Source organism: Acidicapsa acidisoli (assembly GCF_025685625.1).
GTDB classification, from domain to species: domain Bacteria; phylum Acidobacteriota; class Terriglobia; order Terriglobales; family Acidobacteriaceae; genus Acidicapsa; species Acidicapsa acidisoli.
Window position 1 is genome coordinate 1,287,912 of sequence record NZ_JAGSYI010000002.1, and the last position, 15,983, is coordinate 1,303,894.

General features: G+C 59.3%; 14 protein-coding genes. 7 read left to right on the top strand and 7 right to left on the bottom strand.

What is annotated here, in order from left to right; translation table 11 throughout:
• The first annotated feature begins 30 nt into the window (after positions 1-30).
• Both OHL23_RS15315 and yihA read left to right on the top strand, forming a co-directional pair.
• On the top strand, positions 31-1,359 hold the full coding sequence (locus tag OHL23_RS15315; RefSeq protein WP_263352781.1) for an MATE family efflux transporter: 1,329 nt from the start codon (positions 31-33) through the stop codon (positions 1,357-1,359).
• A 104-nt stretch (positions 1,360-1,463) separates the two neighbouring features.
• Positions 1,464-2,066, top strand: a complete 603-nt coding sequence (gene yihA / locus OHL23_RS15320; protein WP_263352782.1) for a ribosome biogenesis GTP-binding protein YihA/YsxC — start codon at positions 1,464-1,466, stop codon at positions 2,064-2,066.
• A gap of 149 nt (positions 2,067-2,215) precedes the next feature.
• Here yihA and OHL23_RS15325 read toward each other — a convergent pair whose 3' ends face one another.
• From OHL23_RS15325 to OHL23_RS15340, 4 genes are all read right to left on the bottom strand, one after another.
• Entirely contained in the window at positions 2,216-3,091 is an 876-nt protein-coding gene (locus tag OHL23_RS15325) for a hypothetical protein (RefSeq protein WP_263352783.1), read from the bottom strand.
• A 68-nt stretch (positions 3,092-3,159) separates the two neighbouring features.
• A complete protein-coding gene (locus OHL23_RS15330) occupies positions 3,160-3,561 on the bottom strand; it encodes a type II secretion system protein (RefSeq protein ID WP_263352784.1) in 402 nt (133 codons plus the stop codon).
• 26 nt (positions 3,562-3,587) lie between these two features.
• On the bottom strand, positions 3,588-4,073 hold the full coding sequence (locus tag OHL23_RS15335) for a type II secretion system protein (RefSeq protein WP_263352785.1): 486 nt from the start codon (positions 4,071-4,073) through the stop codon (positions 3,588-3,590).
• 32 nt (positions 4,074-4,105) lie between these two features.
• Positions 4,106-6,634, bottom strand: coding sequence for a cohesin domain-containing protein (locus OHL23_RS15340; RefSeq protein ID WP_263352786.1), 2,529 nt, complete (start codon positions 6,632-6,634; stop codon positions 4,106-4,108).
• 355 nt (positions 6,635-6,989) lie between these two features.
• Here OHL23_RS15340 and smpB point away from each other — a divergent pair, with 355 nt between their 5' ends.
• Together smpB and OHL23_RS15350 are read left to right on the top strand one after the other, a co-directional pair.
• Entirely contained in the window at positions 6,990-7,538 is a 549-nt protein-coding gene (gene smpB / locus OHL23_RS15345) for an SsrA-binding protein SmpB (protein ID WP_263352787.1), read from the top strand.
• A 103-nt stretch (positions 7,539-7,641) separates the two neighbouring features.
• Entirely contained in the window at positions 7,642-9,183 is a 1,542-nt protein-coding gene (locus tag OHL23_RS15350) for a leucyl aminopeptidase (RefSeq protein WP_263352788.1), read from the top strand.
• A gap of 76 nt (positions 9,184-9,259) precedes the next feature.
• On the opposite strand, the gene OHL23_RS15355 is transcribed toward OHL23_RS15350, so the two are convergent.
• Entirely contained in the window at positions 9,260-10,582 is a 1,323-nt protein-coding gene (locus tag OHL23_RS15355) for an amidohydrolase family protein (protein ID WP_263352789.1), read from the bottom strand.
• A gap of 84 nt (positions 10,583-10,666) precedes the next feature.
• A complete protein-coding gene (locus OHL23_RS15360) occupies positions 10,667-11,215 on the bottom strand; it encodes an SRPBCC family protein (RefSeq protein WP_263352790.1) in 549 nt (182 codons plus the stop codon).
• Between the two features lie 119 nt (positions 11,216-11,334).
• Here OHL23_RS15360 and recG point away from each other — a divergent pair, with 119 nt between their 5' ends.
• Positions 11,335-13,620, top strand: a complete 2,286-nt coding sequence (recG, locus tag OHL23_RS15365) for an ATP-dependent DNA helicase RecG (protein ID WP_263353250.1) — start codon at positions 11,335-11,337, stop codon at positions 13,618-13,620.
• A 195-nt stretch (positions 13,621-13,815) separates the two neighbouring features.
• Here the strand turns inward: recG and OHL23_RS15370 are convergent, their stop codons facing one another.
• Positions 13,816-14,220 (bottom strand): hypothetical protein, encoded by a 405-nt coding sequence (locus OHL23_RS15370; RefSeq protein WP_263352791.1) that lies wholly within the window; start codon positions 14,218-14,220, stop codon positions 13,816-13,818.
• A 107-nt stretch (positions 14,221-14,327) separates the two neighbouring features.
• Here OHL23_RS15370 and acpS point away from each other — a divergent pair, with 107 nt between their 5' ends.
• Positions 14,328-14,738, top strand: coding sequence for a holo-ACP synthase (gene acpS / locus OHL23_RS15375; RefSeq protein WP_263352792.1), 411 nt, complete (start codon positions 14,328-14,330; stop codon positions 14,736-14,738).
• A gap of 157 nt (positions 14,739-14,895) precedes the next feature.
• Positions 14,896-15,972, top strand: coding sequence for an MlaD family protein (locus OHL23_RS15380; RefSeq protein WP_263352793.1), 1,077 nt, complete (start codon positions 14,896-14,898; stop codon positions 15,970-15,972).
• Positions 15,973-15,983: the final 11 nt, after the last annotated feature.

The window sequence follows — 15,983 nt, forward strand, 5'->3', positions numbered from 1 at the left end:
GAGAGCCGGGTCCTCGGTAGAATTGGTCCAATGCCCTACTGGTACCGGCGAGTTTTCCTTCTCGCCATTCCCCTGATCCTCTCGAATCTGACCCAGCCACTGCTCTCCACCGTGGATACCATCCTCTCCGGCCATCTACCGGGACCTGCCGCGCTAGGCGGAGTTGCCGTGGGCGGCATCTTTTTTAACTCCATCTTCTGGACCTTCGGCTTCCTCCGCATGGCGACGACGGGCCTCATCGCGCAATCCCACGGCGCAGGAGACGAAGACCGACTGCTGCATCACTTCGGGCGCGCCTTTCTTACGGCTCTCGCAATTGGAGCCTTGATTTTGCTGTTCCAGAGTCCGCTCATTTCGGTCTCGCTCAACCTGCTGGGAGCCAGTCCCGACGTACGCCAAAATGCCCAGATTTATTGCGCAATTCGCATCTGGTCTGCCCCCGCGTCACTCGCCAACTACACCATCCTCGGCTACCTCCTGGGCCGCCAGCGCGCCCGAACAGCATTGCTACTTCAGGCAGCTATCAACCTGGTCAACGTCGCCGTCGCGCTCCTGTTGGTCGTAGGCTGGCACTGGGGTATCGCCGGAATCGCAACGGCAACTCTGACCGCTGAGTGGACCGGCTGCCTGCTCGGCCTCGGCATCATGTTTGCGAGCGGCGTTCACCCCAAGCATCACCGCTGGAGCGAAATCATGCACGGCCCCAGCCTGCGTCACCTTTTTGCCCTCAACCGCGACATCCTGCTGCGTACCTTAAGTCTGGTGGCCGCTTATGTATGGTTCACTCGCACCGGCGCGCGTTCCGGTGACGCTATTTTGGCCGCCAACGCCGTCCTCTTGAACTTTCACATGATCGCAGCCTACGCGCTGGACGGCTTCGCCAATGCCACGGAAGCCCTGGTTGGCGAAGCCATCGGCGCAGGACGACGCGCGGATTATCGCGCCATTTTGAAGGCCTCATCCTCTTCAGCCTTCGTTGTCGCCGTGTTGATTTCCCTCGCATATCTTGTCTTCGGAAAGCAGATCATCGCCGTTTACACGAACCAGGAGCCGGTTCGCGTGCTGGCCGCGCAATTCCTGCCCTGGGCAATCATCCTTCCCATCATCGCCGTCTGGAGCTTTCTGCTGGACGGCGTCTTTATCGGCGCCACCCGCGCTCCCGAGTTGCGCGACAGTATGTTGATTTCATTCGCCGGGTTTCTGGTCCTGGCCATGGTGCTGAGTTCGCGCTTTGGCAATCACGGCTTGTGGTGCGCCATGCTGGCATTTATGGCGCTTCGGGCAATCACGCTCGGCCTGCGGCTGCCACGAATCGAACGAAAAGCCTTCGCTGCCGAAGAAGCCCCGGCTCGGGTATGAACAGCGCGCCTTCTCGCTTCAATGCGCGGCAATTGCCGCAACTCCTGTATTCTGAAGCAGGTTGACTGGACACTCTCCGGCTTCCCGGAGATGCTCAGTTCGCGATGCGCTACCAGACACAATTCCTTCTCTCGGCGATGGATGCCGCCCAGTTCCCCACCTCGACTACCCCGGAGATTGCTTTCCTGGGACGGTCGAATGTCGGCAAGTCCAGTCTGCTCAATGCTTTAGTGGGCGAAAAGGCGGCCAAAGTCTCGTCGACCCCGGGCCGAACGCGCGCCATCAACTTCTTCGCGCTTGGAGAAGAAGGCTCGGCAGGACGCCACAAGCTGGTCTTCGCTGATCTTCCCGGTTATGGCTACGCTAAGATATCTAAATCGATCTCGGCGGGATGGCCCGCGTTCATCGAGCCCTATCTTGCTCTGCGCGAACAACTTAAGCTGTGCATCTGCCTGGTGGATTCGAATATCCCGGCGCAGGAGAGCGATCTGCAACTGATCGAGTGGCTGCGTCATGCAGGGCGCAACTTTGCTGTTGTCGGCACCAAGGTCGATAAGCAAAGCGGCAACGAACGAACCCGGAATCTCGCAACTCTGAAGCGCGCCCTCGGCATAGATGAGTTGATTTTCCTGTCATCAAAGACAGGGTATGGGCTCAAAGATCTCTGGAAGAGGATCGAAGACGCTGCGGAAATCGGCGTCGCATAGGCGGGACCGCCTATGTAAGCCGACGGATTTCTTACGTAGAGTGCTTGATCTCCAGCATCAATCGTCAAACTTATTACATAGAACGCCGGTCTTTTTACGTTAAACCTGCTGCTCGCGCAATGCTCGTTGTCCAAAAGCTCTGAAGGCTCTCAGGAACCTCCGTCCGCGATCGTCACTTGCATCGTCTCGTCGCCTTGCATGGCGACCAACCGCTCAACCTCCACTTCAAACCGGACTTTTTCTTCGGCAGTGAAAACGACACCGTGCTGTTTCTGCATCCGTCTTCCCAGGTAGCGCGGCGCGAGCCGAAGCCATCGCCGGCGCAGCACGTCCTCGGCGGGCAATGCGGCCAGGGCGCAGGCGTCGATGCGCGGCAGCCAACGGGCGGCGTTATGCGGCGCGGAGGTTGAGGGAGTGATCGACCAGGTAACGAAGTTGCCCGAAAACTTGCCTGAATCAGTTCCGGTTTCCGGAAACGCGATTTCCGTTGATCCCTGGGCAACAAACCGCTCAGCCTGCGGACGATCGAGGGCGGCTCCGTCATCGCAGGACGGCCACGGAAGAAGATCGGGCAGAACTCCCCGTTCAAGCATCTGCTCTGCCAACAGGCTAGGTTCCACAGCAACTCCAACCGAAACCGTCTGACGTTTGCGGATTTCATTCTTAAGGATACGCAGCGCCTCGTCGAGGGAGGTCACCAGGAAGTCGATGACGCCATCGCGCATTGCCTGACGTAGCGCGGCAGGATCAGCCGACGCTCCGAGCGAAGCCGCACCGGCGATGTTTGCCGCGTACAGCAAGTTGCGGCCAGTCGAGTGATCGCCGATCTGATTGCCGAGTTGGCCCGCATAGAGGAGTTTTCCGCCCATACCGGACTGCGCCTCCAGCGGGAACGCGAAGGCAAGGATGGCGTAGAGACGAAAGACTTCTTTGACCTTGCTTTGCTCGCTGGTCAAAGTCGGCAGTGTCAAGTCTGGCGGTGTCAGGTCTGGCAGTCTGGAGATGTGAGAGGAATCCGGAGGCATTTCCCTAAGTCTATAGGCGCTATCACTTCGGAGGCACGGTCCTGTGCGATTCGGCTCGAAACCCCTTTTTACCAGGTTGAATAGGGCTGGCCGTCGCTGCCATTTTCCTGGTCGCCGGAGTGCACATCGTCAATTCCAGGATCGCTCTGGTCGATGGAATGCAGAGCGTCACTTTGATCCACTACCCAACTGTCGGTAGCCCGTGTCATCGGGTCCGTAGGAATCGATTTCAGGTAGCCGTTGTCCACCAGATCCTGCAGCGACTGCGGGGCCTTCTGCTTATCCATCGTGTAGGAATCGATGGCGTTCCGCATGATGTGCAAATCTTCCTTGAGCACCGCTTCCTTAGCGGCCTTGACCGCGGCGATGTAGTTGGGCACAGCAATGGCCATCAGCACGCCAATGATGAGCATCACCACCATCAGCTCGATCAGCGTAAATCCGGACTCCGTTGCCTTTCTTCTGCGCATCGCCCTTTGCCTCACCACTCGATACCTTACCAATCCGAGTATTTCGTCCCGTCGAGTGCCGTTCCGGTTGATTTCGAGTAGACATCGAAAACGCTCTGCCCGCCGTAGGAGTCGCTCTTCGGGTCGTCCTGCATGGAGTGCAATCCCCACTCCGCCTTGCCCGTCATGGGATCGACTGGAATTCTTCGTAGGAACTTTACTTTCTTGCCCTGAATATCCACGCCTTTGACCAGCTCTTCGAGATCAGGCGGGTAATTTTGGCTGTCCACCTTGGTCTGGAACGCGCCTTTGTCTGCGGCATCCTTGTAATGGTCAATTGCGTCCCGCATCTGCCAGAGATCGTAGCGCAATTCGCGTTCCTTATCCCGCTGCACTTTGAAGCGGGCGATGGGCACAGCCGCCGAAGCCAGAATCCCGAGAATCGCAACGGTCACGATCAGTTCGACGAGCGTCAGACCCCTCTCGCCGCTCCGGCTTGACTTCCCTGCACCGCGTTGGAAGAACCTCAACATTGGCTAAGACCACTTCTCTGTATGAGCCTCTGTTAGTGAATGACGATATGGGCGTTCTGAGCGCTCGTCGCAATTGGATGTTGGGCCGAATCCAGCGCTCCTGGCCGTGTGATGACCAGATCGCTCTGTCCCGCCTGCTTGGCCTGGAATGTCAGCACACAAACCGAGCCGGAGCCGCTGATTCCCGCCGCTCCCGGCGGTCGCGATGCAGCGATCGTGATCAGCCCTGGTCCGTCATCGCGATGCACCAGCGCCACGGCCTGGCCGTCCTTGCCCAGCAACTCTCCACTATCCACATTGATGAGGGTCAGTTGGGATGCATCGTATTGAATCTGAAGCGGAACGGAAGCAACATCCTTACCGCCGTTTAACATCACCGGGACCTGAAAATTTGTCCCAGCCGCAGGACTTGCAGGCGGCGTAATCACAAAGCTGACCGAGCCGGTTGGACTGACAGGGGTGGCTGGATTGCCCGCAGCCATGGGCGGACCGCCGGGAGCCAGCGGCAAGGTGGCCGCCTTTTGCATTGCTTGGTCGATGGTTGCGCCCGCTCCGGCCCTGGCTGGCGCGGAGCTGCCAGACAATGTGGGCACATCCGACGCATTCTGCTGGCGAAGCTGCGCCAGCGCCGACGGAATTGCTGCTTCCGCTGTCTGCCCCTTCAGCGGAGCGACATTGGACACCGAACGGCTCGGACGCATACCTGGGGTTTGTTGCGCTGCGGCATTGGAAGCGATGCCGCCGGCCCCAGGAGCCTGTCCGGGCCTGGGCGCGCCATCGTCGAGGTGTCGAAGCTCGATGGTCTGGCCGGCGCCGGTGTCAATACGCCGCAGATTGAGCGGCGAAAGCTCCTGGCCACGGACGACGTGCGGAATCAGCACGAAGACGATCTCATCGTCGATGACCTCGTGCTGCTTGGAGCCGAAGACGTACTTGAGAAGTGGCAGCTCGCCTATGCCGGGAATGGCGCTAATGCTAATGAGATCCTGCTTTTGAAGAATGCCGCCCAGAATGGTCGCTTCCCCCTCACGCATCCGTATCGTCTGCTCCGAGGTCTTTTGTGCGATGATCGGCTCGGTTACGCCGCTGATCGTCACATTGTTGGCCTCGGAGCTATCCTCGATCTTCAACTTCAAGGTGACGTCGTGATCGAAATGGACGGTGGGAGTCATCTCGATATTCACGCCTACGTCGATGTACTGGAACTGGGTGTTGACGAGCGAACTGGTGATGGCTGTGGTGGCGCCGGTCTGGTAGGAGCCGGTGGCTATCGGGATACGCTCGCCGATCTTCATCGTGGCCTTCTGCCCGTCGGTGGCGCGGATACGCGGATTCTGCAGAATTCTGCTATTGGAATCGGTCATGAGCAGGTTAGCAGTGGCCGCTCCGACCGTAATTCCGAAGCTGTTTGCATTGAGATTGGCCAGGTTATCCAACGTCAGCCCGGCGGTTGTGCCGCCCGTGGTATTGGTCGTTGTGGTTGTGGTGGTAGTAGTGGAGGTTGAGGAGGTCGGCGGCTGCAATGCGAAGCTGATGCTGCCCGGCCATGTCAGACCAATGTTGCGCAGCTTATCCTTGTCCACTTCCATGATTGCGACATCGACTACGACTTCGGGCCGCGCCTTGTCCAGATCGCTGATGATCTTCTGCGCCAGCGTCAGTTCATCCGGAGTGGCGCGCATCACGATCGCGTTCTGGCTGGGCACGCCATAGACCTTGGCGTTGGCCATTACGTTCCGCAGCGCTGTCTGGACATCGTTCAGATCGTTCTGCTGCCAGGCGTTCGAGAGGTAAAAGGTTTGAACGGCCTGCTCGTCGAGCTCCGTGTGCTTGGAGCGGTTGTTCTGGGCCACAAAAATGGTGTTGTCCGTGACGGGACGCCAAAATGTGTTCGAGAGAGTGCCCACTATGCGCAGCGCATCCATGAGCGAAACGTTCGTCAGGTCCACCTGAATGCGCTTGCCGTTGTAGTCCGGATCGAAAAGCACGTTGATGCCGGCTGCCTTGCCCACGGCCTGATAGACAACCTTGCTGTCTTCGGTCATGTGAAGCGTGAGCGGCTCATTGGAGACTGGTTTTAGCCGCGCCGGAGCTCCCGCGTCTTCGATCTCCTCCGCAGCCGGCTCGCTCAGGCTGGTTTCACTGCGAACCGGCAAGCCCGACTGCTTGGCACGAATCTTGGCGACCTCTTGAATGGCTGCTTCATTTCCCGGATCGATCTCCGCAGAGCGCAGAAACTCGGCGAGAGCACCCTGCTCGTCGCCCTTTTCGAAGAGCTTGCGGCCCTGGGTGACATGCACCGAAGAAGCGGACTGACGAAGCCGATAGTAAGCGGCGCGCATGCGCAGGTCATTAGGGGCCTTCGCATAGGCTTTGCGAAATGCTTCATACGCCGCGTCGTAGTCCTCGCGTGACTCGGCTGCCTGGCCCGCTGCATAGAGCTTCTTTGCCGATTCCTTGGCGAAAACCGGGCCGGGCACAGTGCTGCAGACCAGGGCTACACTGAGCCCGACAGCAATGACGTTTCTGCAAACTTTGAGCGGAATAGCGAGGCGATTCATCAAACTCCCATGCAACTTCACAGAACCTGATTCGCGGGGGTCGATCAGGAACGAAATCCGTTTTCCATGCTGGTCCCTATGGACTATACCGCATAAAAGGCTTGCGGTTCCCCGCTTCTCATCGTCAACCTGACCAGAACCATGAATCCCGATAGAACCCCAGAGACCTTCTCTGGCTTGGGCTCTGGCTAGAACCAGGGCTCGTTGCAGAACGCAGGTTGCCGAAAAAATCGGGTTAGTAAACGCGCTACTCCAGCGATGCCTCATTCTAGCAAAGCTCCGCTCGGCAAGGCGTTAAATCCAAGCCAGTGCTAGGATTAAGAGGCAACGAGTTGTATAACAGGAATTCCTCAGAATGTCGCGCCAGTCCAGCCACGTGATCGTTCCCGCAGCCAAGCCGGCCGCGAAGGCCGCCAAGCCTCGCGACCCGGTCGCCAGCGGGCAGCGGGACGCAGCTTTCAATCGCAGCGCGAGTTTCAACTACTTTCTGGTGGAAAAGATCGAGGCTGGCGTATCCCTGCGCGGGACTGAAGTGAAGTCCATCCGGGATGGTCAGGCCAACCTGAAGGACGCTTACGGCCTCATCAAGGACGGAGAGGCGTTTCTGCTCAACGTCCATATCGGCCCCTATTCCCACGGAAATATCGCAAATCACGACGCACTCCGGACCCGTAAATTGCTGATGCACAAAGAAGAGGTGCGCAAGCTACAGATCAAGACGCAGATCAAGGGACATACGCTCATCCCAGTGCGCCTCTATTTCCGCAATGGCCGGGTGAAGTGCGAACTGGCTGTCGCCAAGGGCAAGCAGGACTGGGACAAGCGAGAGACGGAGAAGCGCCGCGAGGCCGACCGCGAATCCCGGGCGGCGATCAATGAGAGCAAGCACAAGATGGGCCGGTAGACTCTGCCGGGCTGAAATGCACGCCGATTTTTCCTTCTGCCGTGCTTAAAACCTTGATCTCGATCATCCTCATCCCTCGTCCGGCAGTGGAATAATGTTGGTTATGAAGACACATCTGGTTTTTACGAATCCGGCTGCAATTGAGACTGAAGTGCTGGCTGTTGTGGCCGGCGACGCACAAACCGCAAAGGGACCTGATGCCAAGCCCGATCTGGCGCTGCTCACCGGCGACGCCGGCGTCAAGGCCGCGGCGGCAGCGGTGCTGGCATCGGGCGAATTCAAGGGCGGCGCGAACGAGACGCTGCTGATTCACGCGCCTGCGGGCCTCGCGGCAAAACGCCTGCTCCTTGTCGGCGTCGGCAAGCTGGGTAAGGCGAACGCGCATTCGGTACGCAGCGCCGCCGGAACGGCGATCCGTTTCGTCAAGCCGCGCGGCATTCGCGATGTGACCTTTGTTCTGCCCGAAGCTGCGGAGCTGGCGCCGGGGCCCTGCGCGCGAGCTACCGTCGAAGGAGCGCTGCTGGCCGACTACGATCCGGATACCTACCGTTCCGACCGTAAGGACCAGAGCGTTTCCACATTCACCGTCGCGGCCCATGCAGGCCATCCTGCGGATGATGTAGAACGGGGCTTCGCCGAAGGCAGGATCATCGCTGAAAGTCAGAATTTTGCCCGCGAACTGGTCAATGAGCCGGGCAACAAGCTGACGCCCACTATTCTCGGACAGCGCGCGGCGGCCATGGCGGCGGCCAATGGATTGAAGGCCGAGGTCTACTCGACCGAAAAGCTGCACGAGCTGAAGATGGGGGCTTTCTGGAGCGTTTCTCAAGGTTCGGAGGAGCCTCCTGCGCTGATTGTGCTGACTTATGAGCCCGAGGGCTACGATGCCAAAACCTACTCCGGGCCGGTGCTTGGGCTGGTAGGCAAGGGTATCACCTTCGATACGGGTGGTATCTCGATCAAGCCTGCGGACAAGATGGAACTGATGAAGTATGATATGGCCGGTTCGGCGGCGATGCTGGGCGCGATGGCCGCTATCGGACGGCTCAAGCCAGCGGTCAAGGTGATCAGCGTCGTCTGCTCGGCGGAAAACATGCCCGACGGCAAGGCGCAGAAGCCGGGCGATGTACAGACCGCGATGCCCTTCAAAGACGGCGAGCCGGGACACACGATCGAGATTATCAATACCGATGCCGAGGGTCGGCTCGTTCTGGCCGATGGACTCACGTATGCTCGCCAGCTTGGCTGCACGCACCTGATCGACGCGGCGACGCTGACCGGGGCCTGCGTGGTCGCTCTCGGGCCGGTCAATGCCGGTGGCTTCTCCAATGACGAGGAGACTTACGGGAAGTTTCACGCGGCGCTGGAGATCTCCGGCGAAAAGGTGTGGCGGCTGCCGCTGGGCGATGAGTACATGGAACAGATCAAGTCCGATATCGCCGACATCAAGAACACCGGTGGACGCTGGGGTGGGGCGATTACCGCGGCTGAGTTCCTGCATGTCTTCGCGGATGAGACGCCGTGGATTCACCTGGATATCGCAGGCATGGCCTGGTACGAGGACACCAAGCCGTATATTGCGAAAGGCCCGAGCGGCTTCGGCGTGCGCAGCATTCTGGAGTGGGTGCGGAGTTACGCGAAGTAACTACAACTTATAGTCACGAAACGCGGGGAGCTATCCGTTTTGGATAGCTCCTCGTGTTTTCGACCACGGATTGAAACTACTTCGCTCCGGTCCCCTTGTAAACTACGCCGGCTTTCATCACGAATTTCACATCCTGCAATAGCTTCACATCCGCTAGCGGGTTGCCATCCACCGCGATAATGTCGGCCCACTTTCCTGCGTCAAGCGAACCGGCGCGGTCTGTCCAGCCCATCAGATCCGCGCCGTTCAATGTTGCGGACTGGATCGCCGCGAGTGGAGTCATTCCCAGGTCGCGCACGTAGACTTCTACCTCATGCGCATTGAGTCCATGGGGATAGACGGCGGCATCGGTGCCGAGCGCGATCTTCACTCCTGCTTCGTAGGCGCGGCGGATGTTTGGCTTGGCTACGGCGATGGCGTCCTTCATCTTCTGCTGGTAGAAGACTGGCAGATGGCCGGATTCCATCATCCAGTCTTCGAGATAGAGGGTAGGCACGAGATACGTGCCGTCCTTCTTCATTTCGGCGATGCCTGCTGCGTCGATGAAGCTGCCGTGCTCGATGGAATCAATCCCGGCCTCGGAAGCCCAGAGAATGCCCTGTGCGCCGTGGGCATGGGCGGCGACTTTGAGGCCGAGACGATGCGCGTCCGCCGCGATGGCCTTCATCTCCTCCAGCGTGTACTGCGAGGCTTGCAGGCTGTCGCCCTTGGAGAGCACGCCGCCGGTGGCGCAGATCTTGATGACATCGACACCGTACTTGATGTTCTGGCGCACTTTTTGCTGTACGGCGGCGATGCCGTCGGCGACTCCGTCTCCGGTGAGGTGATAGCGGATCGGCAGCAGGTTTTCGTCGCAATGGCCGCCGGTAATGCCCAGCGGAGGCCCGCTGACCTGCATATGCGGTCCCGGCACCTGGCCTGCATTGATGGCGTCGCGCAGGTCCACGTCCACATATCCGCTTGCGCCTACGTTGCGAATGGTGGTGAAGCCCGCCATCAGCGTGGTACGCGCATTGACCACTCCATTGATGGCGTCCTTGGCGTCGGTCCCGGTGAGTTCTCTGTATGGATCAAAGTCAGGGTTTCCGGTGATGTGGGTATGCACGTCGATCAGTCCAGGCAAAACCGTGAGCGAACCGAGGTCGATGACCGTGTCGCCGGTGCTGGCCGGGGTGGAGGCTGTCGACGAAATTGCGGTAATCCGGTCGCCGGTGACAATGATCGTCTGCGAGTCCAGCAGCTTGCCGGTGTGAACATCGAGCAGATGACCGGCGCGAATGAGCGTCCGCCCGGCGGGGGCACTGGACGACTGTGCGAAAGCAGCCGATGTCAGGCCCAAAACAACAAGGCTCAGAACAGTCAGGCTCAAAATCAGAGATAGGGACGGGCGAATGCGCAAGCGGAACCCCCTTCGAATGGTGTGCAATGGAATGGGCAAAGTGTAGCAAGTCGAATGCGGGCTGGCTAGCTGCCCATTTCTTTGCTAATTCGAAAGGGTGGTCAGGTAGGCGGCGAGTTGGTCGAATGTTCCGTTCCAGCCCTCGGCCATTTCGTCGTGCATGGTATCGAAGACCCTCTGCTCGCGTGGAGTGGGATTGATCGGCAGCCACACGATCTTAACCAGCGTCTTACCATCCTGCTCGGCGAAGGTAATGGTGGTGAGCAGCTCCAGCGGCCAATCGGGAACGTAAGGATGGCGGGTGATGTTGCCATGCTTATTGGAAAAGGTGTTGATCAGAACGAGCCATTGCGGCGTCTCGATCTCCTTAAAGACCCACTTGCCCCACATCTCGGAGCCACCGGGCGCCCTCATGCAGTAGTGAAAGGCCCCGCCTGGAACCAGATTCAGGTAGCTGACCGGAATCTTAAAGCCGCTCGGCCCAAACCAGTGCTTCAGGTGTTCCGCCTCGGTCCACATGCGGAAGACCAGTTCGCGTGGCGCGTCGAAGATGCGAGAGATTACGAATTCGGTGCCATCCGCAGGCTGCTTCGTGCCAAAACGCGCGCTGGTGCTCTCATTGCTGGGGGACATGATCGCTCTCCTTGAGTTTGCATCCATCATAATCAACGGATGGCGCTTTGCGGCGTTCCAAACGGGTCAGCTATGCGGGGATTGGCACGACCCAGCCGACGGCCTGTAGCATCCAGAGAGTGTCAGCTCCTCCGTCCAAACTCGATACTCCCATAACCTACGTGCGCGGCGTTGGCCCGCGCGTGGCTAAGACGCTTGAAGAAAAGGGCATTCTGGTCGCGGAAGACCTGCTCTATCACCTGCCCTTCCGCTACGAGGACCGCCAGCATCCGCGCAGCCTGGACGAACTGAAGCCCGGCGAGATGGCCTCGGTGATTGCCGAGATTCGCGGCACGGCGCTGCTCCGGACCAAGCGGATGCCGATCTTCGAGATGACCGTGGGCCAGGGCAATCTGGCGATGAAGTGCATGTGGTTCAACGGAACCTATCTGCAAGGGCGCTTTCACGCCGGGCAGACCATCGCTCTCTTCGGCAAGGTCGAGCCTTCGCGCTCCACGCGAAATATGAAGATGATTCAGCCGCAGTTTGAGCTGCTGCCCGGCGCGGGCGAGGACGAAGAGACTCGGCTGCTCGAAGTGGGCCGCATTACGCCGGTTTATGAGTCGCTCGGCGGCAGCATTCTGGCTTCGCGCTGGCAGCGGAAGGTCATCTTCCGCCTGCTGGAGAGTATTCGCGGCGCGGTTCCTGAATGCCTGCCCCATGCCATACTCGACCGGCTGGGCCTGCCCGACCGCGGAACGGCGCTCGCCCACGCGCATTTCCCGCCCGACGGCACCACACAGACGGCCCTGATGGAAGCGCGTACCCCGGCGCAGCGGCGGCTCATCTTTGAGGAACTGTTCTACCTCGAACTGGGCCTTGAACTCAAGCGCCGCAAAGGCCACAAGCAGCCCGGAGTCGCCTTTGCCACCACCGATCAGGTCCGAGGAGCCATTCGCGAGGTGCTTCCTTTTCATCCCACAGCGGCGCAGAAACGGGCGCTGGGTGAGATTGTCGCCGACATGCGCGAGCCGCATCCGATGCGGCGTCTGCTGCAGGGCGATGTCGGCTCGGGCAAGACGATTGTGGCATTGCAGGCGATGCTCGTGGCAATCGAAAACGGCTATCAGGCGGCGATGATGGCTCCCACGGAAATCCTGGCCACGCAGCATTATCTGGCCGCGAGAAAGCTGCTCAGCCGCTCCTCGAAGGACTATAAAGTCGTGCTGCTGACTGGCTCGCTCGACCAGGATCGCAAGCGGCAAGTGCGGGGGCAGATCTATCGCGGCGAAGCGCAACTGGTGATCGGCACGCACGCGCTTATCGAAGAGAAGGTCGAGTTTGCCCGCCTCGGCCTCGTCGTTGTCGATGAACAGCACAGGTTCGGTGTTCTGCAGCGCTTCCGGCTGATGAAGAAGCCGAATGAGGCGGAGCCGGATGTGCTGGTTATGACGGCTACACCGATTCCGCGCACTCTGGCGCTGACCTTATATGGAGACCTCGACGCCAGCGTGCTGGACGAGCTGCCGCCGGGCCGGACGCCCATTGTCACGCGTCGCGTGGCCGGAGAGCGTCAGGAGGATGTCTGGGAGTTTGTGCGCAAGCAGGTTGCGCAGCAGCGACAGGCGTATATCGTCTACCCCATCATTGAGGGCGCGAAGGACGATCAGCCAGAGTTGGATTTTGCCGCCGCCGATGCCGATGCTGAAGTTGCATCCACGCCGCTCCCGGCGAAAAAGGCGCGCAAATCGGCGAAAGGTAAAAAGGCCCTCCTATTTCCCGGAGCCGAGGAGCCGGCAGCGGCGAAGCAGGATCTGCGTTCCGCCACGGAGATGTATGACCAGCTTCGCGGCGGCGCGCTACGCGACCTGCGCGTCGGTCTGCTGCATGGCCGCCTCGACGCGGATGAAAAGGATGTCGTGATGCGCCGATTCCAGCGCGGCGAGATTGATGTTTTGGTTGCTACCACGGTGATCGAGGTCGGGGTCGACGTGCCGAATGCAACCGTGATGGTTGTCGACCACGCCGAGCGATTCGGTCTGGCGCAGTTACATCAGTTGCGCGGGCGTGTAGGCCGTGGAGCGGCTAAAAGCTACTGCATTCTCATGACGGGAAAGCGAGTCTCGGAACAGGCCGAGGAACGGCTGGCTGCGATGGTGCGAACGCAGAATGGCTTTGAACTGGCCGAACTCGATCTGGCTATGCGCGGGCCGGGCGAGTTTTTTGGAACACGCCAGGCTGGATTGCCCGGGTTTCGCGTGGCGAATCTCGTTCGGGATCGCGATTTGCTAGAACTGGCCAAGCAGGAGGCTTCGCGGTTTGCCTCGGCTCCTGAAGACTCCATCACGGAAGCGGAACGTAAACGGGTCTGGGATCACCTGCGCAACGCATGGCAGCGTCGTTACGGGTTGATGGAAGCAGGCTAAGCGCATCGCGGGTCTGTTTGGAGAAAGCTAGCCCTCGGGGGCTAAAGCCCGCGTCGATTGTTTGGACTTTATGTACGGGCCGAAGCCCGTACCCTTCAAACTGACCTACAAGCCAAACTTACCTACAAGCGGTTCGGGCGTATCGTGTTGCAGCCCCGATCCGGCCCCCAGCCGGGTCTGGACCCGATGACACGCCTAGGCCGCTTCGGAAGCGCCGCGCCTTGCCGCGTTCGCTTCAACTGAATTGCTCTGAATCTCAAGGTCTACGCTGATGATCTCTTCGCCGCAGTCTTCAAAGTGGCTGCGGGTGCACTGGCAAAGCTCGGTAAAGCGCAAATGCGCCAGATGGCTGAGTTCTAACCCCACGGCGATGAGAATGGTGTACATCTCGACGCAGTGTTGCCGTTCAAATTCGAAGAGAATATTGATCGTGCCTGAGTCATCCGCCCCACGGCTGAGCACCCAGCCTCCGCAGCCGAGAATGGCTCCGGTGAGGGTCTGGATCAGCCGCGCCGGTTCTTCCATCGTCCTGGCCCGCATCATCATAGCCCAGGGCGAATTCGGTTTTGGTCCGGCTTTGGGTAGACGTATCGGATTCATCCCTGCGTTTATCGGATCACTCCCGCGAGTCTTGACCCTCTGTACTGGGTTGCGACGTTGATGGCCCGTTTTGGAACAAGTCACGATTGTGTTAGCCTCCAGGCAAGATGCTTGTCGGCACGGGAATTGACCTCACTGACATACACCGGATTCAGAAGTCGATCGATCGCTTCGGCAGCCGATTTCTGGATCGCATATTTACGACCCGCGAAAAGGCCTATTGCCTGCGCAAACGCAATCATGCAGAGAGTTTTGCCGCGCGCTTCGCAGCCAAGGAAGCCGCCGCCAAAGCCCTCGGCACCGGCATCAACTATGGCGTGAACTGGCTGGAGATTGAAGTGACCCGCGAGCCGAGCGGCCGTCCGGGCCTCGAATTTCATGGCCGCGCCGCCCAAATCGCAGCCCGCCTGGGAGTCACCAACGCGGTTCTCTCCCTGACCCATTCCGACGCACTTGCGATGGCTAGCGTCGCGCTGGAAGGCTCATCGGCGCGGCCTGCCGATCTCTTCAATTCATGATGTCTTCACAGATCTAATTTTTGTTCTGGTTTTTGCTCTGGGTTCTTGCTTCGGGTTCTTGCTCCGGGCGGCGAACTTGTTGAAGAACATAAGTATTTTAGGTATGCGGACTTCCGGTGCAGGTCTGGTATTCTCACTCAATTGAGGAACGATAGCGATGCCGAGCCAGAAAGAACTCCGTTGGTCGCAGCTGAAGGTGGGTATTCTGACCCTTTTCGCGCTGGCCGCCCTCACCGCCATCATATTCATCCTCTCTCGTTCGACCGGCGGGCTCTTTACGCGCAAGCTCAACCTGCGGGCGTACTTTGAAAACGCCAATGGGCTCAAGGTGGGGGCTCCCGTGACCCTGGACGGCGTCACCATTGGCAATGTGGTCGGCGTGCGCATCGTTCCCCACCATGACCCGGATGCCGTCGAAGTGGTCTGCCGGGTTGGAACGACTTACCTGCCGTCGCTGCATACCGACTCCACGGTAGCGATCAATCAGGCCGGGGTGCTGGGCGATGCGTTCATCGACATCTCCTCCGTGCACGCCACGGGTCCTGAGCCCAAAGACAACGCAACCCTGAGCACCAACCCCATTCCCGGTATTCAGGACGTGATTCGGACCAGCCAGGATTCAATTCAATCCATCAATAAAGTAGTCGCCAAGGTCGGCGTCCTGCTCGACACGCTCAATTCCGGAAAGGGAACCGCCGGGATGCTGCTGAACGATCCGGAAGTGGCCAAGAAGATCTCTCGCACAATCGATCAATTGCAGATTCTTTCGGCAAATATCTCCAGTGGAAAAGGCACTGTCGGCAAGCTCATCAACGACGACGATCTCTATAATCGTCTCGACTCCACCGTCGCCAAGCTGGATAACATCACGACCCGCCTCGACAACGGCGAGGGCTCGGCGGGCAAGCTGCTGAAAGACGAAGCTCTTTACAAGAACCTCAACTCCGCCATCGCCAATGCGAACGAACTGCTTGCCAACATCAACTCCGGCAAAGGCTCTCTGGGCAAACTGGCGAAGGACCCGGCGCTGGCCAATAAGGTTGAGGAGACGCTTACGCACCTCAACGGCGTCCTGCAGGGAATGCAAGAGGGCAAAGGCACCTTGGGTCAACTGGCGCAGAATCGTTCGCTCTATGACAATCTGGACAAGACGCTGAACGATACTGGCCAGTTGATCACAGCTATCCGCAAGGACCCGAAAACCTATCTGACGATCCACGTCAAGGTTTTCTAGAGAATCTTCAT